Annotated in this window: 23 protein-coding genes and 1 pseudogene; 14 read left to right on the top strand and 10 right to left on the bottom strand. The window is 63.7% G+C overall.

Features of this window, described 5'->3' with window-relative positions:
• Positions 1-47 precede the first annotated feature (47 nt).
• The 3 genes from ACODR6_RS04890 to ACODR6_RS04880 all read left to right on the top strand — a co-directional run bounded on the left by ACODR6_RS04890 (position 48) and on the right by ACODR6_RS04880 (position 3,932).
• Positions 48-1,097, top strand: a complete 1,050-nt coding sequence (locus ACODR6_RS04890) for an ABC transporter ATP-binding protein (protein ID WP_203430326.1) — start codon at positions 48-50, stop codon at positions 1,095-1,097.
• Positions 1,098-1,213: 116 nt separating this feature from the next.
• Positions 1,214-2,218 (top strand): extracellular solute-binding protein, encoded by a 1,005-nt coding sequence (locus ACODR6_RS04885; protein WP_246777591.1) that lies wholly within the window; start codon positions 1,214-1,216, stop codon positions 2,216-2,218.
• A 52-nt stretch (positions 2,219-2,270) separates the two neighbouring features.
• A complete protein-coding gene (locus tag ACODR6_RS04880) occupies positions 2,271-3,932 on the top strand; it encodes an ABC transporter permease (protein ID WP_203430325.1) in 1,662 nt (553 codons plus the stop codon).
• A gap of 36 nt (positions 3,933-3,968) precedes the next feature.
• Here ACODR6_RS04880 and ACODR6_RS04875 read toward each other — a convergent pair whose 3' ends face one another.
• The 3 genes from ACODR6_RS04875 to ACODR6_RS04865 are packed head-to-tail and all read right to left on the bottom strand — an operon-like array spanning position 3,969 to position 6,832.
• Entirely contained in the window at positions 3,969-4,961 is a 993-nt protein-coding gene (locus ACODR6_RS04875) for an aldo/keto reductase (protein ID WP_203430324.1), read from the bottom strand.
• Positions 4,958-5,833, bottom strand: a complete 876-nt coding sequence (locus tag ACODR6_RS04870; protein ID WP_203430323.1) for an amidohydrolase family protein — start codon at positions 5,831-5,833, stop codon at positions 4,958-4,960. Before ACODR6_RS04870 ends, ACODR6_RS04875 begins: the two co-directional genes overlap by 4 nt.
• Before the next feature lie 12 nt (positions 5,834-5,845).
• Positions 5,846-6,832, bottom strand: coding sequence for an aldo/keto reductase (locus ACODR6_RS04865; protein WP_203430322.1), 987 nt, complete (start codon positions 6,830-6,832; stop codon positions 5,846-5,848).
• Between the two features lie 206 nt (positions 6,833-7,038).
• Between ACODR6_RS04865 and ACODR6_RS04860 the strand changes: the two genes are divergently transcribed.
• The 6 genes from ACODR6_RS04860 to ACODR6_RS04835 all read left to right on the top strand — a co-directional run bounded on the left by ACODR6_RS04860 (position 7,039) and on the right by ACODR6_RS04835 (position 12,927).
• Positions 7,039-8,190, top strand: a complete 1,152-nt coding sequence (locus ACODR6_RS04860; protein WP_489021177.1) for an ABC transporter substrate-binding protein — start codon at positions 7,039-7,041, stop codon at positions 8,188-8,190.
• A 99-nt stretch (positions 8,191-8,289) separates the two neighbouring features.
• Complete coding sequence (locus ACODR6_RS04855) at positions 8,290-9,159, top strand: branched-chain amino acid ABC transporter permease (protein ID WP_112714819.1); 870 nt, start codon at positions 8,290-8,292, stop codon at positions 9,157-9,159.
• Between the two features lie 19 nt (positions 9,160-9,178).
• Complete coding sequence (locus tag ACODR6_RS04850) at positions 9,179-10,195, top strand: branched-chain amino acid ABC transporter permease (protein ID WP_489021175.1); 1,017 nt, start codon at positions 9,179-9,181, stop codon at positions 10,193-10,195.
• Positions 10,192-10,914 (top strand): ABC transporter ATP-binding protein, encoded by a 723-nt coding sequence (locus tag ACODR6_RS04845; RefSeq protein ID WP_489021173.1) that lies wholly within the window; start codon positions 10,192-10,194, stop codon positions 10,912-10,914. The genes ACODR6_RS04850 and ACODR6_RS04845 overlap by 4 nt, the downstream gene beginning before the upstream one ends.
• Positions 10,911-11,639, top strand: a complete 729-nt coding sequence (locus ACODR6_RS04840) for an ABC transporter ATP-binding protein (RefSeq protein WP_203430318.1) — start codon at positions 10,911-10,913, stop codon at positions 11,637-11,639. The genes ACODR6_RS04845 and ACODR6_RS04840 overlap by 4 nt, the downstream gene beginning before the upstream one ends.
• 1 nt (position 11,640) lies before the next feature.
• Positions 11,641-12,927: a nickel-dependent lactate racemase family protein gene (locus ACODR6_RS04835; protein WP_489021170.1), complete on the top strand. Its 1,287-nt coding sequence runs from the start codon at positions 11,641-11,643 to the stop codon at positions 12,925-12,927.
• A 4-nt stretch (positions 12,928-12,931) separates the two neighbouring features.
• Here the strand turns inward: ACODR6_RS04835 and ACODR6_RS04830 are convergent, their stop codons facing one another.
• A complete protein-coding gene (locus ACODR6_RS04830) occupies positions 12,932-13,678 on the bottom strand; it encodes a FadR/GntR family transcriptional regulator (RefSeq protein WP_112714809.1) in 747 nt (248 codons plus the stop codon).
• A gap of 108 nt (positions 13,679-13,786) precedes the next feature.
• Between ACODR6_RS04830 and ACODR6_RS04825 the strand changes: the two are divergent.
• From ACODR6_RS04825 to larB, 4 genes and pseudogenes are all read left to right on the top strand, one after another.
• Positions 13,787-14,710, top strand: a pseudogene (locus ACODR6_RS04825) (NAD(P)-dependent oxidoreductase); the annotation flags it as partial.
• Between the two features lie 10 nt (positions 14,711-14,720).
• Positions 14,721-16,013: a nickel pincer cofactor biosynthesis protein LarC gene (larC, locus tag ACODR6_RS04820; protein ID WP_489021167.1), complete on the top strand. Its 1,293-nt coding sequence runs from the start codon at positions 14,721-14,723 to the stop codon at positions 16,011-16,013.
• Entirely contained in the window at positions 16,010-16,792 is a 783-nt protein-coding gene (larE, locus tag ACODR6_RS04815) for an ATP-dependent sacrificial sulfur transferase LarE (RefSeq protein ID WP_489021165.1), read from the top strand. Before larC ends, larE begins: the two co-directional genes overlap by 4 nt.
• Entirely contained in the window at positions 16,789-17,454 is a 666-nt protein-coding gene (gene larB, locus ACODR6_RS04810) for a nickel pincer cofactor biosynthesis protein LarB (RefSeq protein WP_489021163.1), read from the top strand. Before larE ends, larB begins: the two co-directional genes overlap by 4 nt.
• Before the next feature lie 33 nt (positions 17,455-17,487).
• On the opposite strand, the gene ACODR6_RS04805 is transcribed toward larB, so the two are convergent.
• The 4 genes from ACODR6_RS04805 to ACODR6_RS04790 are packed head-to-tail and all read right to left on the bottom strand — an operon-like array spanning position 17,488 to position 21,291.
• The gene (locus tag ACODR6_RS04805) at positions 17,488-18,333 is read right to left on the bottom strand and encodes a fumarylacetoacetate hydrolase family protein (protein ID WP_489021161.1); all 846 of its coding nucleotides are present in this window, start codon (positions 18,331-18,333) and stop codon (positions 17,488-17,490) included.
• A gap of 28 nt (positions 18,334-18,361) precedes the next feature.
• Positions 18,362-19,105, bottom strand: a complete 744-nt coding sequence (locus tag ACODR6_RS04800; RefSeq protein ID WP_130280529.1) for an SDR family oxidoreductase — start codon at positions 19,103-19,105, stop codon at positions 18,362-18,364.
• Between the two features lie 17 nt (positions 19,106-19,122).
• Positions 19,123-19,842, bottom strand: coding sequence for a FadR/GntR family transcriptional regulator (locus ACODR6_RS04795; RefSeq protein WP_112714795.1), 720 nt, complete (start codon positions 19,840-19,842; stop codon positions 19,123-19,125).
• Positions 19,843-19,845: 3 nt separating this feature from the next.
• The gene (locus ACODR6_RS04790) at positions 19,846-21,291 is read right to left on the bottom strand and encodes an FAD-binding oxidoreductase (RefSeq protein WP_449097416.1); all 1,446 of its coding nucleotides are present in this window, start codon (positions 21,289-21,291) and stop codon (positions 19,846-19,848) included.
• 161 nt (positions 21,292-21,452) lie between these two features.
• Here ACODR6_RS04790 and gloA point away from each other — a divergent pair, with 161 nt between their 5' ends.
• The gene (gene gloA, locus ACODR6_RS04785) at positions 21,453-21,866 is read left to right on the top strand and encodes a lactoylglutathione lyase (RefSeq protein WP_489021158.1); all 414 of its coding nucleotides are present in this window, start codon (positions 21,453-21,455) and stop codon (positions 21,864-21,866) included.
• 62 nt (positions 21,867-21,928) lie between these two features.
• Here gloA and ACODR6_RS04780 read toward each other — a convergent pair whose 3' ends face one another.
• Complete coding sequence (locus tag ACODR6_RS04780) at positions 21,929-22,891, bottom strand: ABC transporter permease (protein ID WP_203430310.1); 963 nt, start codon at positions 22,889-22,891, stop codon at positions 21,929-21,931.
• Positions 22,892-22,901: 10 nt separating this feature from the next.
• Positions 22,902-24,404 carry a sugar ABC transporter ATP-binding protein gene (locus tag ACODR6_RS04775; RefSeq protein ID WP_489021155.1) on the bottom strand — a complete coding sequence of 501 codons (1,503 nt, stop codon included), beginning with the start codon at positions 24,402-24,404 and terminating at the stop codon, positions 22,902-22,904.
• Positions 24,405-24,408 lie beyond the last annotated feature (4 nt).

The raw sequence follows: 24,408 nt of genomic DNA, 5'->3' as shown, positions 1-24,408 counted from the left end.
GGCCTTCCTGAAGTAAGGGGTATCGAAACGCAAATTCAGGGAACCGCATGCAGGCACCGACGTCTTCACCCGCTCTCGAAGTCAGCACCATCAGCCGCAGCTTCGGCGCTCAAGCTGCCCTTTCCGGACTGTCGCTGACTGTCAATCGCGGGGAGATCGTCACGCTGGTCGGCCATTCCGGCTGCGGCAAGTCGACCCTGCTGCGCGTCATCGCCGGGATCGAACGGCCGGATGCCGGCTCCGTGCGGCTCGACGGCGAGGAAGTATCCGGGCCGCAGCGTTTCGTCGAGCCGGAGGCACGCAATATCGGCTTCGTGTTTCAGGACTACGCGCTCTTTCCGCATCTGACGGCGATGGAGAATATCCTCTTCGGTCTGCGCAAGCGCCCAAAGGCCGAGGCAGCAGCGATGGCCGACGAGGTCGTCCGCATTGCCGGGATCGCCCATCTGACCGATCGTTATCCGCATATGCTCTCGGGCGGCGAGCAGCAGCGTGTGGCGCTGGCCCGGGCGCTTGCCCCGCGGCCGCGTATCCTTCTGATGGATGAGCCCTTCTCCAATCTCGACCAGGGTCTTCGCGACCAGGTGCGCGGCGAGACGATCGCGCTGATCCGCTCGCTCGGCACCACCGCGATCATCGTCACCCACGATCCGCAGGAAGCATTGTCGGCCGGTGACCGTGTCGTGCTGATGCGCGCCGGTGAGATCGTCCAGCAGGGCTCCGGCTACGACCTGCACGACCGGCCGAACTGCGCCTATGCCGCCGATTTCTTCTCCCCCTCCAACAAGATCCCCGGGGTCAACAGGAACGGGCGGATGGAAACGGCGATCGGCAGCTTTGCCCACGAGCTCGATCTCAAAGAGCAGGACGCGGCCATGGTCTTTATCCGGCTTCAGGACGTCGCGGTCTCGCTCGGCGACGGCGCCATCGCCGCCAGGATCGAGGGACGGGCCTTCCACGGCGAGGTCGAGGAACTGACGCTTGCGGTCGATGGCCTTGCCGCACCACTGAAGGCGCGGACCATGCGGCGCCTGCCGGAGACAGCGCGTGCGGTGACGATTTCGGTCGAAAACGCCCGCGTCTTCGCTTCCATCTGAGAGCCATCCGCACATCACGTCTTCGTGATGCTTCGGCTTAAAACTTGACTATTATCCTCAAGAACTGCAGCTACGGGGCGCATTCATTTACGGGGGTAGATATGATGCAAGTTAAAATGTCTGCGGCATTCGCCGCTGTTTCTCTATGCGCTCTTCCGGTCACTGTTTCGGCCGCCGAGCTCAATCTCTACACGACAAGAGAGCCGGCGCTGATCGCGCCGCTTCTGGAAGCCTACACGGCAAAGACCGGCACCAAGGTCAACACCGTGTTCCTGAAGGATGGTCTTGCCGAACGCGTGGCAAGCGAAGGCGAAGCCTCTCCGGCAGATATCCTGATGGCCGTCGACGCCGGCAATCTGGTCGATCTCGCCGAAAAGGGCGTCACCCAGCCGATCGAATCCGCAACGCTCAACGCCGCCATTCCGGAACAGCTTCGCGATGCGAAGGGCTACTGGTTCGGCCTGTCGATGCGCGCCCGCGTGCTCTACGCGGCCAAGGATGTCGACCTGACCGCCTTCAACTATGAAGATCTCGCCGATCCCAAGTGGAAGGGCAAGATCTGCATCCGGTCCGGCCAGCATCCGTACAACACGGCGCTGTTTGCCGACTACATCGCCCATTACGGCGAAGCCGAAACCGAGAAGTGGCTTTCCGGCGTCAAGGACAACCTCGCCCGCAAGGCGGCCGGTGGTGACCGCGACGGCGCGAAGGACATCCTCGGCGGCGTCTGCGACATCGCAATCGCCAACTCCTACTATGTCGGCCTCATGCGCTCCGGTAAGGGCGGCGAGGATCAGGTGAAGTGGGGCGAGGCGATCAAGGTTGTCCTGCCGACCTTCAAGAACGGCGGCACGCAGGTCAACATCAGCGGTGCGGCTGTTGCAAAGCACGCGCCGAACAAGGCCGAAGCCGTGAAGCTTCTCGAATATCTCGTCTCCGACGAGGCGCAGAAGATCTATGCTGAAGCCAACTACGAATATCCGGTCAAGGCTGGCGCCTCGGTCGATCCGATCATCGCCTCCTTCGGCGAGTTGAAGATCGACAGCAAGCCGCTTGCCGAGATCGTCGGCTACCGCAAGGAGGCGAGCGCGCTCGTCGACAAGGTCGGTTTCGACAACTAAGGCGATCGGGGGCGCTGCTTAAGTGGCGCCCCTTCCCTTCCCGGATGATCGCATGTCCCTGATATCAGCGGCAAACCGCCCGGCGAGGCGGCCCGTCAGCGCCTGGCTTTCCGGAGCCGGGCTTGTTGCATTTCTCGTGCTGCTGCCCTTCGGCGGCCTTGCCTTCGAGGCCTTCAAGGGCTCGCCATCGCTCTGGAGCCATCTGTTCTCCACCATCCTGCCGGTCGCGCTTGCCGATACCGTGATCCTGCTTGCCGGCGTCGGGCTGATGACGGCAGCAATCGGCACGCTGACGGCCTGGCTGGTGACGGCCTATGATTTTCCCGGCCGCCGCATTCTCGAATGGGCGCTGCTGCTGCCGCTCGCGGTGCCGACCTACATCATCGCCTATGCCTATCTCGATATCCTGCACCCGATCGGCGCCGTGCAGGGCGCGATCCGCTGGATGCTCGGCTACGAGAGCCCGCGGCAGTTCCGCCTGCCGGATATCCGCTCGATGACCGGCTGCATCCTGCTGCTCGGCATCGTTCTCTATCCCTATGTCTACATCCCCGTCAGGGCGATGTTCCTGACGCAGTCGGCTAATCTCATCGAGGCCGGGCGGATGCTCGGCATAACCAGGCGCGGCGTCTTCTGGCACATCGCTCTGCCGCTCGCCCGCCCGGCCGTTGCCGTCGGCGTCAGCCTGGCGCTGATGGAGACGCTGAACGATGTGGGTGCCGCCGAATTCCTTGGTGTGCGAACGCTGACCGTCTCGATCTATACGACCTGGATCACCCGCACCGACCTGCCCGGCGCCTCTCAGATTGCGCTGGCGTTGCTTTTCATCGTCGTGGCGCTGATCGCCATCGAGCGCTGGGCGAGGCGCAATCAGCGCTATGCCACCGACAGCCGCCGCAGCCGCGGCCTGCAGCCGCAAAAAGTGTCTCGGCCGAAGGGCATGCTGCTCTCGGCTCTCGGCTTCCTGCCGGTTATCCTCGGCTTCGGCGCGCCGGCTATCTATCTGGCTTCCGAAGCCTGGAAGCGCTTCCGCTTCGCCGGCGTTTCCGCCAATTTCCTCAGCGAAGCGGTCAACACCGTGCTCTTCGCCTCGATCGCCACAGCCGCCGCCATCCTTCTCGGCCTGATGCTCGCCTATGCCGCCCGTCTGCGGCCCGGTACCGGCTCGTCGTCACTGCTGCGCCTTGCCGCAACCGGCTATGCCGCGCCCGGCACTGTCGTCGCGATCGGCGTTCTGATCGTTCTCGGCAGCGCCGACCGGCTGATCTTTCATGCCGGTGCGCAATGGTTCGGCATCGCCACTGGACTGTTCTTCATGGGGTCCGGCGCGGCGCTCGTCTATGCGCTGACGGTCCGCTTCCTGGCGATTTCGGCGGGTGGTATCGACGCCGGATTGGCGCGCATTCCCGTCTCGCTCGACCACGCATCGCGCACGCTGGGACAGACGCCGTCAGGCACGTTCCGCCTCGTGCATCTGCCACTGTCGAAGACGGCGATCGCCGCTGCCGCGCTTCTTGTCTTCGTCGATTGCGTCAAGGAATTGCCAGCGACGCTGCTTTTGCGCCCGCTGAATGTCGAGACCTTCGCCACGCATCTCTACGGCGAGGCGGCTCGAGGCACCTATGAGGAGGCCTCGATCGCGGCGCTCGCGATCGTGCTCGTCAGCCTCCTGCCGGTCATCCTGCTCTCGCGGGTCGGCAGTATCAGGCGCTGAAAGACGCCCGCGCGTTCTCCACGCGGGCGCCTGATCTTAGCCTTCGCGCTCGAAGAGCGCGTCGGTTTCCTGCCACAGAGCCTCGGGGATCGGCAGTTTCGCCCAGTCGAGATTCTGCGCGATCCGCTCCGGCCGGCTCATGCCGAGAACGGCCGCTGAGACCTGCGGATTGCGGAAGGCGAACTGGATCGCCGCCGCCTGCAGCGGAACGCCGTGACGCGTGCAGATCTCCTCGATCCGCTTTGCCCTTGCGACCACATGCTCGGGCGGCGCGCCATAATCGAAGGTCGTTCCCGAGCTTGCGGGGCCTGTTGCGAGAATGCCCGAATTGAACACCCCGGCAACGACGATCTCGACGCCCTGGCGCTGTGCTTCCGGCAAAAGGTCGGCCTCGGCGGCCCGGTCGAGCAGGGTGTAGCGCCCGGCCATCATCACCGCATCGAGCGCGCAGGCCTTGATGAACCGCGTCGCGACGTCGCTCTCGTTGACACCGACACCGATCGCCTTGATGTGACCGGCCTTGCGGAGATCGGCGAGCGCCCGATAGCAGCCCTCGACGGCCTCGTTGAAGCGCCGCTCATAGGCATCGCCATGGGTGAAGCGGTCGACATCATGGATATAGACCAGATCGAAATCGGCAATACCCAGCCGGCTCGCCGACTGCTCCAGCGAGCGCATCGTTCCGGCATAGCTGTAGTCGAAGACCGGCTTGAGCCGCAGCGGCGAGGCCCAGAGACCGTAATCGACCGCCTCGCCATAGGGCGGCGCCATATAGCGGCCGGCCTTGGTCGAGACGGTGACGGTCTTGCGATCGATGGTCCGCAGGAAGGTGCCGAGACGCAATTCGCTCAGCCCATGGCCATAGAGCGGCGCGGTATCGAAATAGCGCATCCCGCCTCCATAGGCCGCAGCCAGCACTTCGGCCGCCTGCGCCTCGGTGACGTCGCGATAGAGCGTCCCGATACCACTCGCGCCAAAGCCGAGGCGCGAGGCAAAGCCGATCTTGCTCGAGGTCTTAGCGTCAGTCATGCCTTGCGCTCCTGAAAGCCGGGGAGACGATAGGCCTCGATGGCGTTCAGCCCGAAGATCCGCTCCCGCTCAGCGCTGGAAAGATCGTTGAGGCATTCCTGCAGCGCCTCGACAACGCGGTCGTAGCTCGCCGCGACGAGGCAGACCGGCCAGTCGGTGCCGAACATGCAGCGATCCGTGCCGAAGACATCGAGCACCTCATGGACATAGGGCTTGAGATCCTCAGGCGTCCAGCTCTGCCAGTTCGCTTCGGTGACCATGCCCGATAGCTTGCACCAGACGTGATCGCGTTGCCCCCTGAACTGCCGGATCAGCACCGCCCATTCGTCAAAACCGCGATTGCGGATTTCGGGCTTCGAAATGTGGTCGAGCACGAAGCGCATCTCGGGGAAGGCCTGCGCCGTCGTGATGCAGGAGGGCAGCTGCGGCAGGTTCGGCACCAGATCGTAGACCAGACCCGAAGCCTGGACGGCCAGCAGTCCGGCCTTCACATCGGCGCGCAGCAGCCAGTTCGGATCGCTCTCCGTCTGGATCAGGTGGCGCACGCCGACCAGCCATTTGCCTTCGGGCGAAGACTTGAGTTCGGCAAGCGTCTGGCCGAGCTTCGGGTCGGTCAGGTCCACCCAACCGACGACGCCGGCGACGAAATCCGTGGCTTCGGCCGTGCGGATGAAATCCCAGGTCTCGCCGAGATCGTTCCAGGTCTGGACAAGGACGGTGCCGGAGACGCCGTTTTTCTGCAGCGCCGGGCGAAGATCATCAGGCTCGAAGACGCGGTTGATCGGCTCGAACGGGCCGCTCAGCCAGCCATAGTCGCCGCCGCTGGCGGGGTCCCAGAAGTGATGATGGGAATCGATGATAGGGCTCGTCATGGCTGAAATCCCCTACCAGCGCTGATGCACATACTGCTTGATGTAGGTGTCGTAGATCGACTTGATCTGCTGCATCGCGCTGTCGGAAATGGCCGGAAGACCGGCGGCCTCGGCATTCGAACTCGCCTGCGCCGGATTGCGCGCACCCGGGATCGCCACCGTCACGGCGTCGAACATCAGGATCCAGCGCAGCGCGAATTTCGCCATGGTCGTATCGCCAGAAACCAGCGGACGAACCTTCTCGACGGCTTCGAGACCGACCTCATAGGGCACGCCGGAGAAAGTCTCGCCGACATCGAAGGCCTCGCCGTTGCGGTTGAACAGGCGATGATCGTTGGCTTCGAACTTGGTGTCCTTCTTGAACTTGCCGGATAGAAGGCCGCTTGCCAGCGGCACGCGGGCAATGATCGCCACCTTCTTTTCCAGAGCCTGCTTGAAGAAATGCTCGATCGGGCGCTGGCGGAAGGCATTGAAGATGATCTGGACGCTGACGACGCCAGGATATTCGATCGCCTTCAGCGCTTCCTCGACACGCTCAACGCTGACGCCGTAGTTGCGGATCTTGCCCTGTTCGACAAGGCGGTCGAGCCGGCCGAAGACCTCCGGGTGATAGTAGAGATCCGTCGGCGGGCAATGCAGCTGCACGAGATCGAGGCAATCCGTCTCAAGGTTCTTCAGGCTGCGATCGATCCAGCCGTCGAGGTTTTCTGCGCTGTAGCCCTCGACCGATTGTTGCGGCAGGCGACGCCCGGCCTTGGTGGCGATGAACGGACGCGCGCCGCCCCGCTCTTTCATCACCTTGGCAATCAGCCGCTCCGAATGGCCGTCGCCATAGACATCGGCCGTATCGATGAAGGTGACGCCGGTATCGAGAGCGGCGTGAAGGGCGGCAAGCGCCTCCTCGTCATTCACTTCCCCCCATGCTGCGCCGATCGCCCAGGCGCCAAAGCCGATCTCGCTGACCTTCCGGCCGGTGCGGCCGAATTCCTTGGTTCGCATAACTCACTCCCTCGTTTTGCGGTGGCCGGCACACCGGCGCCGCTTGGTTGGACTTGCTTGACATTCTCCGTCAACCCAATTATCAGAAAACAGGGTTGTACGACAACCCGGTAAGTACGCAAAATCTGCATCGGGAGGATGAGACCGTGCGATCACTTGTTTTGGGAGGCATTTCTCTAGCGCTGGGCCTCGGCGCGTCTATGCAAATGGCAGCCGCCGAAGACACGATCAAGATCGGTGTCGTCGCGGCGGAATCGGGCGCCTTCGTCTCGGCCGGCCATACCCTGCCGGCAGGCGTCGGCCTGGCGGTCAAGGAAATCAACGACGCGGGAGGCGTCAAGGTTGGTGACAAGACCTACAAGGTCGAGATGGTGAAGCGCGACGACCGCACAGATATCTCCACCGCAATCGCGGCAACGCAGGAGCTTGTCCGCGACGAGAAGGTCTCGGCGATCTTCGGTTCCGAAACCCACGACTTCACGCTGGCGATGACCAAAATCACCCAGCCCGCCAAGGTCATCCAGTTTGCCGGCAACAGCACGCTGGCCAAGATCCTGAACCCGCAGTCCGTCGCCCCCGGCGCTGAGGATCACTACCTCTTCCAGTCCGAGCCGCAGGAATTCCAGCGCTCCGGCTCGACCGCCCGCGGCGTTCTCAGCCTGCTGACGCCTCTGGTCGGCCATCCGCTGAAGAAATCAGTCGTCATCGTCGGCAACGACGCGACCGGCCAGTTCCTGACCTCCTATTACGTCAAGGCGCTGAAGGCCGAGGGCCAGGAAGTGCCTGAAGTCATTTCCTACCCGCCTGACACTACCGACTTCTCGCCGTTCCTGACGCGCGCCAAGAGCCTCAATCCTGACGTCGTGCACTTCTGGTACAATGGTGACTCGACGCTGACGGCCCTGCCGCAGGCGCTCGAACTCGGCGTTGCACCGAGCTACTTCCTGTTCGGCGTCGATCCGGGCATCTGGAAGGAGCGCGGTCTTTCCGCCGACGTTCCGGTCGCCATGAGCTGCGTGCCGATCTGCTGGGGTGAATCCTCCAACGCCAACGCGAAGACCTATTTCAAGGCCTACTTCGCCGCCGGCGCCCCGAAGGGCGTGACCTCCTCGGTCTCGCTGCTCTACTACGATTATGTCCACATGCTCGCTGAAGCCTGGACCAAGGCCGGCTCGCTCGATCCGGACAAGACCGTCGCAGCGCTTGAATCGCTCCATCACAAGGGCGTCGTCTCCGACGATCTCTCCTTCAACAAGAGCCATCAGGTGACGCATGCAACCGAGGTCTGCGCCGCAGCTCCGGGCGGCGATATCTCCTGCGCGATGCAGCAGCCACCCGCCGAAGCCCCTGCGGAATAAACTGCCGATGCGCCTCCCGCCGGCCCCTGCGCCGGCGGGACTTTCATTCAGAAAACCGACGGGCCGCCCGTGCGGTCCGCGCAACAGCGGAACAGGGCTGTGGACATTCTCATTCAGCAAATCCTCAACGGTCTGTCGATCGCAAGCGTGATCACGCTGATCGCCGTCGGGGTCACCTTGATCTTCGGACTGACCGGCATCATCAATTTCGCCCATGGCGAATTCCTGATGATCGGCAGCATCGTGACCTGGCTCGCGGTTCAGGCGGGCCTCAGCTTCTATCTGGCTCTGGTGCTCGCCATTCTTGCCGTGGGGGTCATGGGCTTCGTTCTCGAGCGCGGGCTCTTCCGCTTCACGCTCACGCGCCCGACCAACGGCTTCATCGTTTCGCTCGGCCTGATCGTCGTGCTTCAGCACATCGTCATCTTCTTCTACGACCCGAACCAGAAGAGCATCCCGCGGCCGCTGACCGGCATCTGGGATGTCGCGGGCGTACGCATCGCCTCGGTTCGCGTCATGGTCATCCTCGTCACCATCGCCGTCGTGGCGCTCACTTTCGTCATGGTCACCCGCAGCCGCTATGGCCGCGCGCTCCGCGCCGCCGTCGATGATCGCGATACCGCGGCCCTGATGGGCATCCCCGTGCGCCGTTATATCACCGGCGTCTTCGTGCTCGGCAGCGCCCTTGCCGGTCTCGGCGGCGCGCTGCTGATCGCCCTCTTCCCCATCACGCCGTTTACCGGCGGCACGATGGTCATGAAGGGATTTGCCGTCGCGCTGATCGGCGGCCTCGGAAACCTGACGGGCGCCGTCGTCGCCGGCCTGATCCTCGGCATCGTCGAGGGCTTCAGCGCCGGCTACGGCTTCTCCGCCTGGACCGACGCCTATTCCTTCGCCCTGATGATCCTCGTGCTGCTCTTCCGCCCGAACGGCCTGTTCGGCGGCACCAGCGGCCCGAAGATGGCGTGACGCACGAAAGGCACATGCTATGAACACCCCTCTTTCGTCGCTCCGCTCGCTGGCCCCGGCTCTCGTCGTACTGGCGATCCTCGCATTCGTTCCGGCAATCGGCGCCAGCAACCGCATGCTGTCGCTCGCCATTTCGGCCGGCATCAACATCGTCGCCCTCTACGGTCTCTCGGTACTTTTCGGTCAGACCGGCATTCTCTCGATGGGACATGCGGCACTCGTCGGTGTCGGCGCCTATGCGGCGGCGCTGCTTGCCCGCGATACCGGCATCGGCTTCTGGCTGGCGCTGCCGATCGGCGGCATCGCGGCGGCGGCCTTTGCGGCGGTGATCGGCGTGCCGTCGCTGCGCGTCAGCGGCCACCACTTCGTCATCATGACCTTCGCCTTCGGCCAGCTGCTGACCATCGTGCTGACCAATGGCGGTGACTTCACCGGGGCGGCGACAGGGCTCGACCTGCAGCTGCCGGTCGGCTTCTTCGGCATGCGTGCCGACGATCTCGTGCCTTACTACTTCGTCGTCCTGGCTTTCGTGACGCTTAGCGCCATCGCCAGCTGGGCGATCATCAATTCGCCCTATGGCCGCACGCTGCGCGCCATCCGCGAAAACGAGAAGCTGGCGGCCTCGCTCGGCATCAATGTCGGCCGCCACAAGATCGGCGCCTTCGTGGTCAGCGGCGTCTTTGCCGGTGTCTCCGGCGTACTGCTCGCCTATTTCCTGCGCCACATCTCGCCAAGCCAGTTCGCCTCCTTCCCGAGCATCTATCTGGCACTCATGGTGATGATCGGCGGCGCGCGGTTGCTTCTCGGGCCGATTGCCGGCGGCATTCTCGTGTCCTTCCTGCCGGAGGTTCTGAACCTCGACCCGGTCCAGTCACGCATTCTCTACGGCGTCTGCCTGATCGCGGTCATCCTGCTTCTGCCGAACGGCCTGATTGCAGGCCTCGCCGATGGATGGCAGCGGCTGTTCGGCGCCAGCCGCAAACAGGCGCCGTCGCCTGCCGCCGGAGGCAAACATTCTTCGGAGGCCGGACGATGAACGCCATTCTTGAAATTTCAGGGTTGAAGAAGCAGTTCGGTGGCGTCACGGCGCTCTCCGGCGTCGATCTCTCGATCGAAGAGGGCGAAATCCTCGGCATTGTCGGGCCGAACGGCTCCGGCAAGACGACGCTCTTCAATGTCATCACCGGCGTCTACAAACCGACCGAGGGACATGTCACCTGGCGCGGCCGCGATATCACCAGCCTTGCCGCCCATGAGGTATCAGGGGCGGGAATCGGCTACACGTTCCAGCAGGCCATGGCCTTTCCCGGGCTGTCCGTACTCGAAAACGTCCAGATCGCCTGCGAACACGCCCGCAAGACCAGCCGTCCCTATCCCTGGACGACGCCGGCGGCATTGCTCGACTTCGTCGGGCTGACGGCACTCGCCAATGAGCGCGCCGGGGTCCTGCCCTTCGGCAATCTTCGTCTGCTCGGCATCGCGCTGGCGCTCGCAACCCGTCCCTCGCTGATCCTGCTCGACGAACCGGCGGCCGGTCTCAACGACAAGGAAACGGCAACGCTGGTCGGGCTGGTCAAGCAGTTTCCGGCCCACGGCATCAGCGTCTGCGTCATCGATCACGACATGAAGCTGATGCAGATGCTCTGCAAGCGGCTGGTCGTCCTCGATTTCGGATCGAAGATCGCCGATGGCCCGACGCAGGACGTTCTTTCCAATCCGAAGGTGCTCGAAGTCTATCTCGGAGGTGCGCTGTGAACCTGCTCGAAGTCTCCAATGTAACGACCGGGTATGGCGCAACGGTCGTCAACCGCGATGTCTCCGTGACGCTCGGCGAAAACGAGGTGATCACCATTCTCGGCCCCAACGGCGCCGGCAAATCGACGTTGCTGCGCACCATCGTCGGCCTAGTCAAGCCACGCGCCGGCACCGTCACCTTCGCCGGTGAGAACCTGACCGGCAAGACACCCGATATCATGGCCAAGCGCGGCGTGGTTCTGGTGCCTGAGGGACGGCGGATCTTCGGCGATATGACCGTCGAAGAAAACCTGCGTCTCGGCGCCTATGCGCGGCGCGATACCGACGCCGTCGAAGCCGACGTCAAGACGATGGAGCGCTTCTTCCCGATCCTCGCCACCAAGCGGCAGCAGAAGGGTGGCTCGCTGAGCGGCGGCCAGCAGCAGATGCTAGCGATCGCCCGCGGGCTGATGGCAAGGCCGCGCGTGCTGCTGCTCGACGAGCCCTCGCTCGGCCTCTCGCCGCTGCTGGTCAAGGAAATCCAGCAGATCATCCTGAATATCGGCAAGACCTTCGGCGCCTCCGTTCTGCTGGTAGAGCAGAATGCCGGGCTGGCGCTCTCGGTCGCCAGCCGTGGCTACCTGATGCAGAACGGCCGGATCGCAACATCGGGGCCGATCGCCGAACTCAAGGACATGTCGCTGATGCGCGAGCTCTATCTCGGCGGCGTGGCGGAGCAGGCCTGACATGAGCGCAATCGCCCTCTCCTATGGCCGCGGCCATCTCGACATCACCCTTCCACCGGGCGCCCGCCCGGCGGTGATCCGCAAGCAGGCACTTCCGAAGCTCGCCGACCCCAAGGCGGCCATTCGGGGCGCTCTCGACAATCCGATTGCCTCGGCACCGCTTGCCGAACTCGCAAGGGGACGCAGCAGCGCCTGCATCCTGATCTGCGATATCACCCGGCCGGTGCCCAACCGGCTGTTCCTGCGCCCGATGATCGAGACGATGATCGCCTCCGGCATTGCCCGCGAAGAGATCTCGGTGCTGGTCGCAACCGGCCTCCACCGTCCCAATCTCGGCGATGAACTGGCCGAGCTCGTCGGCGATCCCTGGGTTCTCGAAAATGTCCGCGTCGAGAACCACTACGCGCGCGATGAAAACGCCCATATCGATTTCGGTTTCACGAAAACACGGAACACGCCGGTCAAGCTCGACCGGCTGTTTGCCGAGGCCGATCTCAAGATCGCCACCGGCCTCGTCGAGCCGCATTTCATGGCCGGATGGTCCGGCGGGCGCAAGGTCATCGCGCCGGGTGTCGCGCATCACGAGACGATCCGCACCTTCCACTCGGCCCGCTTCATGGAAGATCCGCTCGCCGTCCAGTGCAATCTGATCGGCAATCCGCTGCACGAGGAGCAGCTGGAGATCGTCCGCATGCTCGGCGAGGTCTTTGCGCTGAATACGGTGCTGGACGAGGAGCGCGACCTCGTCTGCGTCACCTTCGGCGAGATCATCGCCAGCCATCAGGCGGCTGTCGATTTCGTCAGCGGCGCGACGCAGGTGCCGATGGATCGCAAGTTCTCGACCGTCGTCACCTCGTCAGCCGGCTATCCGCTCGACAAGACCTATTACCAGACGATCAAGGGCATGGTGACGCCGCTCGATATCCTGAAACCCGGCGGCACGCTGATCATCGCGTCGGAATGTTCCGAAGGCTTCGGTTCGCCCGAATTCCGCGAGGCGCAGGCACGCCTCGTAGAGCTCGGCCCGGAACGCTTCCTGGCGACGCTGACGGCCAAGAGCCTTGCCGAGATCGATGAATGGCAGACGGAAATGCAGCTGAAGCCGATGCGGCTCGGCCGCGTCGAACTCTATACGACCGGGCTTTCCGGCGGCGACCGGGAGCTCACCGGCGTCGGCGTGATCGACGACCTGACGGCCGCGATCGCCCGCAGCATTTCACGAAGCAGCGATCCCGATGTCGCGATCATTCCGGAGGGGCCTTATGTCGTGCCTCGCTATGCGGGCTGACCGGCTATCGATGAAGACGGGCGTCGCGGAGCTCTTCGAAGCGCGCCGTGCTCTTCGACAGGTGGGCGCGCAGCGCCTTGCGCGCCGCCGCTTCATTGCCGTCGCGGATCGCCTGGAAGATCGCGTGATGTTCCTTGCGCATGCGGGCTGCATGTCCCTCGCGCTCGAGCGCCGTCATGTTGTCGAGGCGCGCCCATTGGCGCGGCACCATGGCCGTTCCGAACGTATCGAACAGCCGTCCGTAATAGGAATTCTGCGTTGCGACCAGGATCGAGCGGTGGAAGGCGAAATCCTCCTCGGCCCCGTAGCCGCCCTGTTCGATCGCCTGATCGAGCGCATCCAGCCGCGCCTGCATGCGGGCGATATCCTCCGGCGTGCGCCGCAGGGCCGCAAGGCCGGCGGCCTCATACTCGATGCCGATGCGCAGTTCGAGAACGCGCAGCACTTCGTCGATCGATTCCAGGTCGTTCGGGATGATGGAGAAGGAGCGCGGCGTCGGATCGTTGGAAACGAAGGCGCCGAGCCCCTGGCGCGTGGTGATCAGCCCCTTGGCCCTGAGCGTCGCCAGCGCCTCACGCACGATGGTGCGGCTCACACCGGTCGCTTCCATGATCGCCTGTTCGGTCGGCAGGCGCTGGCCGGGCTTAAGATCACCGGATTCGATCTGCGCGATCAGGCTGTCGGCCAGTCCGCTGCGCAGATTGGGCGTCTGCGGGATGGTGTTGAAAACCGCGCTGTCCCTGTCCTTCATTCCGTTCCGAAGTCCAATCTCGCCGTCCGGCGCCGGGCTGCCAATACTGCCGTTGCTAAACCATACCACTAGAAAAAGCAAAAGCCCGCATACCGGGATACCGAAACCAACCGGGAGGAAAGCATGAAAGAGAAAATCGGGTTCATCGGTCTCGGCGCCATGGGCTCCGGCATGGCGGCCAACCTTCTGAGCAAGGGCTGGCCGCTGACCGTGATGGCGCATCGCAAGCGCGAGGCTGTGGAGGCGCTGAAGGCGCAAGGTGCGAGCGAAGCGGCGACGCCGAAAGAACTGGCGTTGGCTTCCGACGTCGTGATCCTCTGCGTCACCGGATCGGAAGAGGTCCAGCAGCTGCTGTCGGGTGCCGATGGCCTGCTTGCCTCCGGCAAGCGGATGCTGCTGATCGACTGCTCGACATCCAACCCGGCCGTGACGATCAGGCTTGCCTCCGAGCTTTCGGAGCAGGGCATCACGCTCGTCGATGCGCCGCTCGCCCGCACGCCGAAGGAAGCGGCCGAGGGCAAGCTGGATGTGATGGCGGGCGGCTCCGCCGATGGCATTGCCCGCGCCCGGCCGATCATCGAAGCCTTCGCCGCCCGCATCATCGAGACCGGTCCCGCCGGAACGGGTCACACGATGAAGCTTCTGAACAACTTCGTCTCGATGGGCTATTCGGCGATTTATTCCGAAGCGCTGATGATCGCCGCTAAGGCGGGGCTGACACCAGAGGTTTTCGACAGCGTGCTGCGCGGCAGCCGCATGGATTGCGGCTTCTACCAGGCCTTCTTCGAATTCGTTTTGAACCGCAACGAGAACGCCCAGCGTTTCGCGATGGCCAATGCGCTGAAGGACATGTCCTACCTCGCCTCGCTCGCCCAGGCACTGCAGGCGGTCAACCCGGTCGGTGCAGCCGTGCGCAACAGCTTTGCAACCGCCGTTGCCGCCGGCCAGGGCCAATCCTTCGTACCGGCGCTCTCTGATGTCATCGCGGCGGCGAACGGCGTGTCGCTCACCGCCCACAGGACCGGAAAATAGGGACGGAAACGTGCTCGAAATTCATCTCGATCCGGTGGGCGGCATTGCAGGCGACATGTTCGTCGCCGCCCTGCTCGATTTCCGGCCAGACCTGCAGGAAGGCCTGCAGGCGGCACTAAAGCTTTGCCCGCTGATCGAGCGCGTCGACTGCGCGCTTATTGGCCACAACGATGGCATCCTCACAGGCCGCCGCTTCACCGTCCGCCATCGAGATCACGGGCCTGACCACGCGCATGATCACGGCCACGGGGATCATCACCACCACCATCATGGCCATCACCATGACCATGAGGCCCACGATCACGGCGCAGATGACCACACACATGACCACGTGGCCTGGCGGACGATCCGCGATGCTCTGGCACAATCGTCCCTCGATGCCGAAACCATACGCCATGCCACCGGCATCTTCGGAAAGCTCGCCGAGGCCGAGGGGCGGGTGCATGGGAAAGCACCTGACGACGTGACATTCCACGAAGTCGGCGCCTGGGATTCGATCGCCGATATCGTTGCCGCCGGATGGCTGATCGGCCAGATCGGCGCGACCGGCTGGACCGTCGGCCCCATTCCGCTCGGCAGCGGCCGGGTGAGGACCGCGCATGGGCTTCTCCCTGTCCCGGCACCGGCGACCGTTCACCTGCTCCAGGGCTTCGATGTCATTGACGACGGCATTGCCGGCGAGCGCGTAACGCCGACCGGTGCGGCAATCCTCGCCTACCTCTGCGAGAAGCCGGCGGCTCCCGGGCGCAGGGTCTTGAAGGCATCCAGCCACGGTTTCGGCAGCAAGCGGCTGGCCGGCGTCAGCAACTGCCTGCGGCTGCTCGCCTTAGAACGGCGGGAAAGCCCAGCCGTTACCGAGGAGACAATCGCCGTCCTCGAATGCGAGATCGACGACCAGACCGGCGAGGACATCGCCCAGGCGATCGACAGGTTGCGCAGCCAGGACGGCGTGCGCGATGTCATCCAGGCGCCAGTGTTCGGCAAGAAGGGCCGGATGATGACGCATCTGCGCGTGCTTGCCGACCCGGCCGCAAAGCAAGAGGTCGCCAATGCCATCCTCGACGAAACGACGACGATCGGCCTGCGCCTCTCGACGGCGGCGCGCATGACGCTGCGCCGCGAAAAAGAAACCGTTGAGCATGGCGGCCAGCTCTATGCCTTCAAGCTCGTCGAGCGCCCGTCCGGGCGAAGCGCCAAGCTCGAAGCCGATACGCTGGCCTCGACGTCGGGTGCAGCCGCCCGCAACGGGTTGCGCCGATTGCTGGAAGGATTGCTGAAGCAGAAGAGAGGAGATCTGCTGTGAGAGACGCGCTCGAAACGGTACTCGACGCGCTGGGCGACGTCTCGATCGCCGTCAGCGGCGGCATCGACTCGCTGACGCTGGCGACGATCGCCGTCCAGCGCCTGGGCGCCGGGCGCGCCGGCATCATGCACGCCGTTTCGCCTGCCGTGCCGCCCGAGGCGACGGAGCGGGTACGGACGCTCGCGGACAAAGAAGGCTGGGACCTGCAGCTGATCGATGCCGGCGAATTCTCTGACCCCGATTACATCGCCAACCCCGTCAATCGCTGCTTCTTCTGCAAGGGCAATCTCTACGGCGCCATCACTGCCAGGACGACCCGGCAGGTGCTGTCGGGCACCAATCTGGACGATCTCGGCGAATACCGGCCAGGCCTTGATGCGGCCCGCAACTTCGGCGTCAGGCATCCCTTCGTGGAGGCCGGGATAGGCAAGGCCGATGTACGTCGCCTCGCCCGCGAGGCTGGTCTCGGAGACTTGTCGGAACTGCCCGCCTCGCCCTGCCTTTCCAGCCGCATCGAGACATCGATCGTCATCGACGCCGCAACGCTGGCGGCGGTGCATCGCATCGAGACTTTCCTCACACAGGCGATTAGCCCGAAGACTGTCCGCTGCCGCATCCGCCGTAGCGGCGTCGTCGTCGAACTGGATCCCGGCAGCCTTCAGCGCACAGAGGACATGGGCGCCGTTATCAGCAAGATGCTGCCTGAGGCCTACCAGGGCAAGCCTCTGACCTTCGAGCCCTACCGCAACGGCAGCGCCTTCATCGGTGCACGGCCATGAGCAGCACGGATACCGTCTTCGATTTCGCCCGGGCCGACCGCATCGGCCTCAGCGAAGCCGTCTTCTGCGCAGGGAAATCGCCGCAACAGATCGCGGGCATTCTCGAGAGCGCAAGGGAGCGTGATGCGAGCCTGCTTCTGACCCGTCTCGATGCGGCAAAACACGATGCACTACCGGCGCATCTGAAGGCACAGACCGACTGGTGCGATATTTCGAAGACCGCCTATTTCGGAGAGCTGCCGCCACTATCGCTCACCGGAAAGGTCGCAATCGTCTCGGCCGGAACATCGGATGCCTCCGCAGCGCGCGAGGCCGAACGCACCCTTCGCCATGCCGGCGTCGAGTGCAGTTTCATCATCGATGTCGGGGTCGCCGGTCTCTGGCGGCTGATGGACAGGGTCGAGGACATCAGGCGCTTTCCAATCGTCATCGCCGTTGCTGGAATGGATGCGGCGCTCGCAAGCGTCCTTGGCGGCCTCTATGGCGGCGCCCTCATCTGCGTCCCGACCTCTGTCGGCTATGGTGCCGCCGAAGAGGGCCGTACGGCGCTGAATGCGATGCTCGCCAGCTGTGCGCCCGGCCTTCTCGTCACCAATATCGACAATGGCTATGGCGCAGCCTGCGCCGCCCTTCGGCTGCTCAACACCATGCAGCTTCGGTAAGTAGGGAGCCGCAAATGCGGCTCCCCGTTATCGTCAGGCAGCATCAATAGTCAGCTGCGTCTGCTCTCCGAGACCTTCAATGCCGAGCTTGATCGTCTGTCCGGCCGTCAGGAAGACCGGCGGCTTCATGCCGAGGCCGACGCCCGGGGGCGTGCCGGTCGAAATGATGTCGCCCGGCTGCAGGCTCATGAACTGCGAGATATAGTGGACGAGGAAGGAAACGCCGAAGATCATCGTCTTCGTCGAGCCGTTCTGGCGCATCACGCCATCGACGGAGAGCCACATCTTCAGGTCCTGCGGATCGGCGACTTCGTCGCGCGTCACCATCCAGGGGCCGATCGGGCCGAAGCTGTCGGCCGACTTGCCCTTGGTCCACTGGCCGCCGCGCTCCGCCTGGAATTCGCGCTCCGAGACGTCGTTGATCAGGCAATAGCCGGCGACATGCTTCATCGCGTCGGCTTCCGAGACGTAGCGTGCCTCATCGCCGATGACGATGCCGAGCTCGACTTCCCAGTCGGTCTTCTTCGACTTGCGGGGAATGATGACATTGTCGTTGGGGCCGGTGATGGCGCTCGTCGCCTTCATGAACAGGATCGGCTCTTCGGGAATGGCCGCTCCCGTCTCTGCAGCATGGTCGGCATAGTTCAGGCCGACGCAGATAAATTTGCCGGTGCGAGAAACGCAGGGACCAAGGCGGCCTGGCTCGGCGACGACGGGCAGGCTTTCGATGTCGATAGCGGCGATCTTGGCGAGGCCCGCAGCCGTCAGATTGGCGCCGGCGACGTCATCGATCTGGCCGCTCAGGTCTCTCACCTTGCCGTTCTTGTCGAGGATGCCCGGCTTTTCGGAGCCGCGCTGGCCGTATCTCAGAAGCTTCATATCGATTGTCCGTTTGAGGGGTTTATCTTCAGGCGTTCGCCCAGCCGCCATCGATGACGAGGGCATTGCCGGTCATGAAGGCCGATTCATTGCTGGCTAAGTAGACGACGAGATCGGCGACTTCTTCCGCCGTTCCAAGCCGTCCCATCGGCTGGCGGGCGATGAAGCCGGCCCGCGCCTGGTCGTAGTCGCCGAGCGCACGCATACGATCCTGCAGCGACGGGCTTTCGACCGTGCCCGGGCAGATGGCGTTGGCGCGAATGCCCTTGCCGACATAATCGAGCGCCACCGATTTCGTCAGGCCGATGACGGCAGCCTTGGTGGTGCCGTAGATGAAGCGGTTCGGCGCGGCAATGACGGTCGACGCGACCGAGGCCATGTTGACGATCGAGCCGCCGCCACGCTCGATCATGCCCGGCAGGAAGGCCCGGATCATCCGGTACATGGCGCGGATGTTCAGGTTGACGGAAAAATCGAAGGCATCCTCGTCGCAATCGAGGATCGAGCCGTGATGGACGAAGCCGGCGCAGTTGAAGAGGATATCGGGGGCACCGATCTCGCCGGCAAAGGCGGTGATCTCCGCGGGGTTCAGCACATCGAGCTTGCGGGTCGTCACGCCGGCATGTTCGTTCAGTGTTTCAAGCTTGGCAGCGTCGATATCGGTCGCCCAGACGCGGGCGCCCTCCCGCAAGAAGGCCAGCACCGTGGCACGCCCCATCCCCTGCCCGGCCGCCGTGACGACGGCCGTCTTTCCCTCAAGTCTTCCAGTCATGTCTGATCCTCAACAGATTACTCGGATTGTTCTCCGGCAAGACCGACGCGGCTTGCGGCGCCATGGAGATGGTCGCGCATCGCATCGCGGGCTTCGTCGCCATCGCCGGCCTCGATCGCATCGAGGATACGCTGGTGTTCGCCGAGCGTGACGGCCGCAAGGTCTTCCGAGCGCTGCTGGTTGCCCGATGCGAGAATGGATTCGCGCACCCGCTCGGAAACGAACATCAGGAACTGCACCATGTAGACATTGCCGGTCGCCGCAGCGACAGTCTTGTGGAATTCGAGATCGGTCTTCAGCCACATGACGCTGCCATAAGGCGCATCGCGCATCGTCACCAGCGCCTCCTTCATGGCGCTGAGATCGTCGGCTGTCCGCCGCTTGGCGGCAAGCGCTGCGGCCTCGACTTCGAGGATGCCGCGCAACTCGAAAAGCGACTGGAAGGCGTTGGCCTGCTGCAGCGCCTCGTAATCGATGGTCAGCACGGTGGCGTTCGGCTGGTCGGCAACGAAAGCGCCGCGGCCCTGTTGCGACCAGATGCGTCCCTCGGAGCGCAAGCGCGCAATCGCCTCACGCACCACGTTGCGGCTGACGCCGAATGTCTGGGCAAGCTGCTGTTCGGTCGGCAGCTGATCGCCTGGCCGTAGACGCCCTTGGGCGATCTCGCGCGAGATCGAGCTCGCGACCAGCGTCGACAGATGCGGCCCCCGATTGACCTTGTCGAGTTTCAACGTCATTCCCTACCCCTCTGCACTGCCTGCTGCACTTGCCAATATACGCCCCTCGCTCAATAGATGCTTCGGGTCGAATGCATCCTTGATCCGGCGCGAAAGTTCCAGCGTCAAGGGGTCGGCGCGTTTCAGGAAGGCGCTCTGCTTGACCCGGCCGATGCCGTGCTCGGCGCTGATCGAGCCGCCATGCTTGTCCGTCACGTCGAAGATCACCTCTTCCGTCGCATGAAAGAGAGCATCGTACTGATCGGCAGGCATGCCGACGGGCGGCACGATGTTCAGATGAATATTGCCGTCGCCAACATGGCCGTAGGTCACGGCAATGGCTTCCGGATATTTGTCAGAAAGCGCTTCGAGCGTGTCGGTCACGAAGGCCGCGAGGCTCGAAATGGAAACGGACACATCCGTCCTGAGATATCGCCCGCCGCGCCCTTGCGCCTCCACCATCATTTCGCGCAGCAGCCAGAGGCGGTCGCCCTGTGCCTTGCTGCTTGCGATGACGCCGTCGAGGACGAGATCGGATGCATCGGCGAGGAAACCTTCGAGCAGCGCGCGGAGATCGACACGCCCGGCGGCCGACGCTTCGATCAGCACATAGACAGGATAGGGCTCGCTCAACGGATCGGGCAGGTCGTCCCGGGAGTTGATGGCGATCTCCAGGCCGCCGCGCAGGATCAGTTCGAAGGCCGTCAGGAGGTCGCTGCACTGGCGGCGCGCCCGGGCATAGAGCTGCATCGCGTCATCGACGGAGGAGAGGCCGACCAGCGCCGTCTCCACCTGTTCCGGCTTCGGAAAGACCTTGAGCGCCACGGCGGTGACGATGCCGAGGGTGCCTTCGCTGCCGATGAAGAGCTGCTTCAGGTCATAACCGCGATTGTCCTTGCGCAACGTCCTCAAGCCATTCCAGATCCGGCCATCGGCAAGCACGACCTCGAGGCCGAGCACCAGATCGCGCGTCATGCCGTAGCGCAGCACGTTGAAGCCGCCGGCATTGGTCGAGACATTGCCGCCGATGCGGCAGGTCCCCTGTGCGCCAAAAGTTATCGGCAGGATACAGTCCTTGGCTTCCGCATGTCGCTTGGCATCTTCGAGAATGCAGCCGGCCTCGACGACCATGGCATAGTCGATCGGATTGACCGAGCGTACCTTGTTCATCCGCTCCAGCGAGACGACCACTTCGCCACCCGGGTAGCTGGCAACCGCCGCGCCGACGAGGCCGGTCAATCCGCCTTGGGGAACGACGTGGATTTTCTCTTGGTGACAGAAGGCCATCAGCTGGCTGAGCTCTTCGGCCGAGCGGGGTCGCGCGACCGCCAGCGGACGGCCATAGTGCTCGCCGGACCAGTCACGGCTATAGCGCTCGAGCGCCTCGCCATCCGTCAGGAGCAGGTCTGCCGGCATGGCGGCAGCGAGGGCGGCGAGCGCTCTTTCCTGCAGGGGCGAATGGGCATTCATGCGGTTGCTCCGGTTCAGCGGGAAAACATCTGGACAATTGGGTCACTTACATGGTTATCATACAACACTGGTTTCGAACATCAAGTGCAGGGTTACTTTCCGCTGCTCGCCATTCGCTAAAAACCAGTGTAAAATCGATAACTTGCAGGAGGATCCGTATTATGACCGCAGCGTCCGGCCAATTTCGAAATATGCACACCATGATCCGTGTGTTCGACCTCGACAGGTCGATCAAGTTCTACACGGAACTGCTCGGGATGACGCTTCTGCGCAAGGATGATTATCCGGGCGGAAAGTTCACCAACGCCTTCGTCGGCTACGGTCCGGAGGAGACCGACACCGTCATCGAACTGACCTACAACTGGGGCCGCGAAGAGCCCTACGAACTCGGCACCGGCTTCGGCCACCTGGCGCTCGGCGTCAACGACATCTACGCCGTCTGCACCGCGCTCGAAAAGCAGGGTGCCAAGATCCCGCGCCCGCCGGGCCCGATGATGCACGGCACGACCCATATCGCCTTCATCGAAGACCCGGATGGTTACAAGATCGAGCTGATCGGCCTCGACACGATGTAACGTTCGGTCCGCTTTCGGAGAGCCGCGCCCCTGGGCGCGGCTTTTTTTGTTGGGAGCCATCCTCATTTGATGATCGCAATCTTGCTGCGGTCGATGGTGATGGCGACAGCGAGGATCAACACCGAACCGAAGACGACGTTTTCGGCAAAGATATTGATGCCGATGAAGGTCATGCCGATGCGCACGATCGAGATGATCAGCGCGCCGACCGCCGTTCGCGCCACACCGCCGAGGCCGCCGGTGATGGCGGTACCGCCAACGATGACGGCAGCGATCGCCGGCAGGAGCAGCTGGTTGGCGAGATTCGGCGAGCCGCTGGAAAGACGGGCGGCAAGGATGCAGCCGGCAATCGCCGCCAGCATGCCCGAGATCGCAAAAGCGACGATCTTGGTGCGCTCGACATTGATACCCGCCGCAATCGCCGCCGGTTCACCCGCACCGATCGCCAGGCTGTGGCGGCCGAAGCGGGTGTAGCGCAGGCCGACAAACGCCAGGATGCCGATGACGGCGGCAATCCAGATGACGGTCGGAAGACCGGCAAAATTGCCGTTGATCCAGGCCGTGTTTTCACGGCCACCCTCTTCGATGGTGATCGCCCGTCCGGCCGCGGCCCAGAGCGCGATACCGGCAACGACGCCACCAGTCGCCAAGGTAGCAACGAAGGATGGCACCTTCAGCCGAACATGGACGTAGCCGCTGAGCACGCCGAAGATGAGGCCCGAGAAGATCGCGACGGGAAAGGCCAGCATGCCGATCTGCGGCAAGAGTTGAGCCAGGATGACGCTGGACAGTGATGCCACGGACTGGATCGACAGATCGATACCGCCGATCAGGATGACGAAGGTGACGCCGGCCGCCAGGATGAAGAGCACCGCGGTGTTCGACAGGAGCAGGATCAGCGTGTCGCCGGTGAGGAAGCCGGGTGCGGCGATCTCGATGACCAGCACCAGCACGACCAGCAACGCCGGCGGAATGGCGCCCTGCATCCAGCCTGCAGTGAGAAGGGATTTGATGTCCTTGAACATGATTGCCTCCTCACACCATTGCCGCAACGAGATCGACCTGATCCGGCTTGGCGCCCGGAGCCGCATCGAAATGGGCCGTGACCGCACCATCGCGCATCACCAGCACGCGATGCGACAGGCCGATCGTTTCTTCCAGCGTGTCCGATATCAAAAGGATGGCGACGCCTTCCGAGGAAAGCTGCCGGACGAGCTCGTAGACCTCTTCCTTGGCGCCGACATCGAGGCCGCGGGTCGGATGATCGAGGATCAGGATCCGTGATCCTGCCGTCATCCAGCGCGCCAGCACCACCTTCTGCTGGTTGCCGCCCGAGAGCTTACGGCAGGCAATATCCGGTCCCGGCGCCTTGATGCGCAGCCGCTTGATCCAGTCGGCGGCGAGCTTGCGTTCACGCCGGTAATCGATCGCGCCGCCGCGCATGACGGAGGAGAGATCGGCAAGGCTGATATTTTCGGCGATCGACAGGAACATCACCAGCCCCTCGACGCGCCGTTCGCGCGGGATGTAGCCGATGCTCTTGCGCACCGCCTGTTCGGGCGAACGGAAATGCACCGGCTCACCATTGATCTTCAACGTACCGGCCGTATGCGTCAGGAAGCCGCCGATCGCCCGCGTCACCTCTTCGCGACCGGAGCCGACGACACCGGCAATGCCGACGATCTCGCCGGCGCGGATCTGCAGGTCGACATCATGGAAAGCGCCGTCGATCGACAGCCTGCTGGCATCGACGACGATCTCGCTCTTCGGCGGCAGCTGCTTGTCTTCCTTGTAATAGGTTGCCTGCAGCCCGCGGCCGACCATGATCTCGTGGAGTTCAGGACCGGTAACATCGGCGGCCCGATGCTCGGCCACCACCTGGCCGTCCTTCATCGTGTAGACGCGGTCGGAGATGCGCAGCACCTCGTCCAGCCGATGCGAGACGAAGACGAAGCTTGCCCGCGACTTCAGCGAGCGCACGCGCTTGAAGAGCACGTCGATATCGCTGCCGCTCAGCACCGAAGTCGGCTCGTCGAGCAGGATGACGAGCGGTCGGGAAACGGTCTCTTCCAGCGTCAGCGCCTTGGCGAGCTCGACCATCTGCCGGGCGGCGAAGGTCAGTTCCGAGGTCCGCGCCGTGACATCGATGTCGACGCCGATCTTTTCGAGCTGGCGGCGGGCGGCGGCGCGCATCGCCTTCCAGTCCATGATGCCGAAGCGGACGAACTGGTCTTCCTGGCCGAGATAGATGTTTTCGGCGACCGAGAGGTTGAGGAGCAGGGACTGTTCCTGAAACACCATGCCGATGCCGTTGGCCGCGCCATCACGCGCATTGCGCAGCTTCAACGGCTGCCCGTCGAGCATGAGCGTGCCGCCGTCGGGCTGGTGCGTTCCGGCAAGGATCCGCATCAACGTCGATTTGCCGGCACCGTTTTCGCCGATGAGGCCAACGACCTCGTTCGGGCGGATTTCGAGCGAGACGTTCTTTAAAGCGTGAACGCCGGCGAAGGATTTGCTGATTTCGTTGGCTGACAACATGGCG

This window comes from Rhizobium sp. FG96 (assembly GCF_057808655.1).
This window is presented reverse-complemented; position numbering and strand designations above follow the sequence as displayed.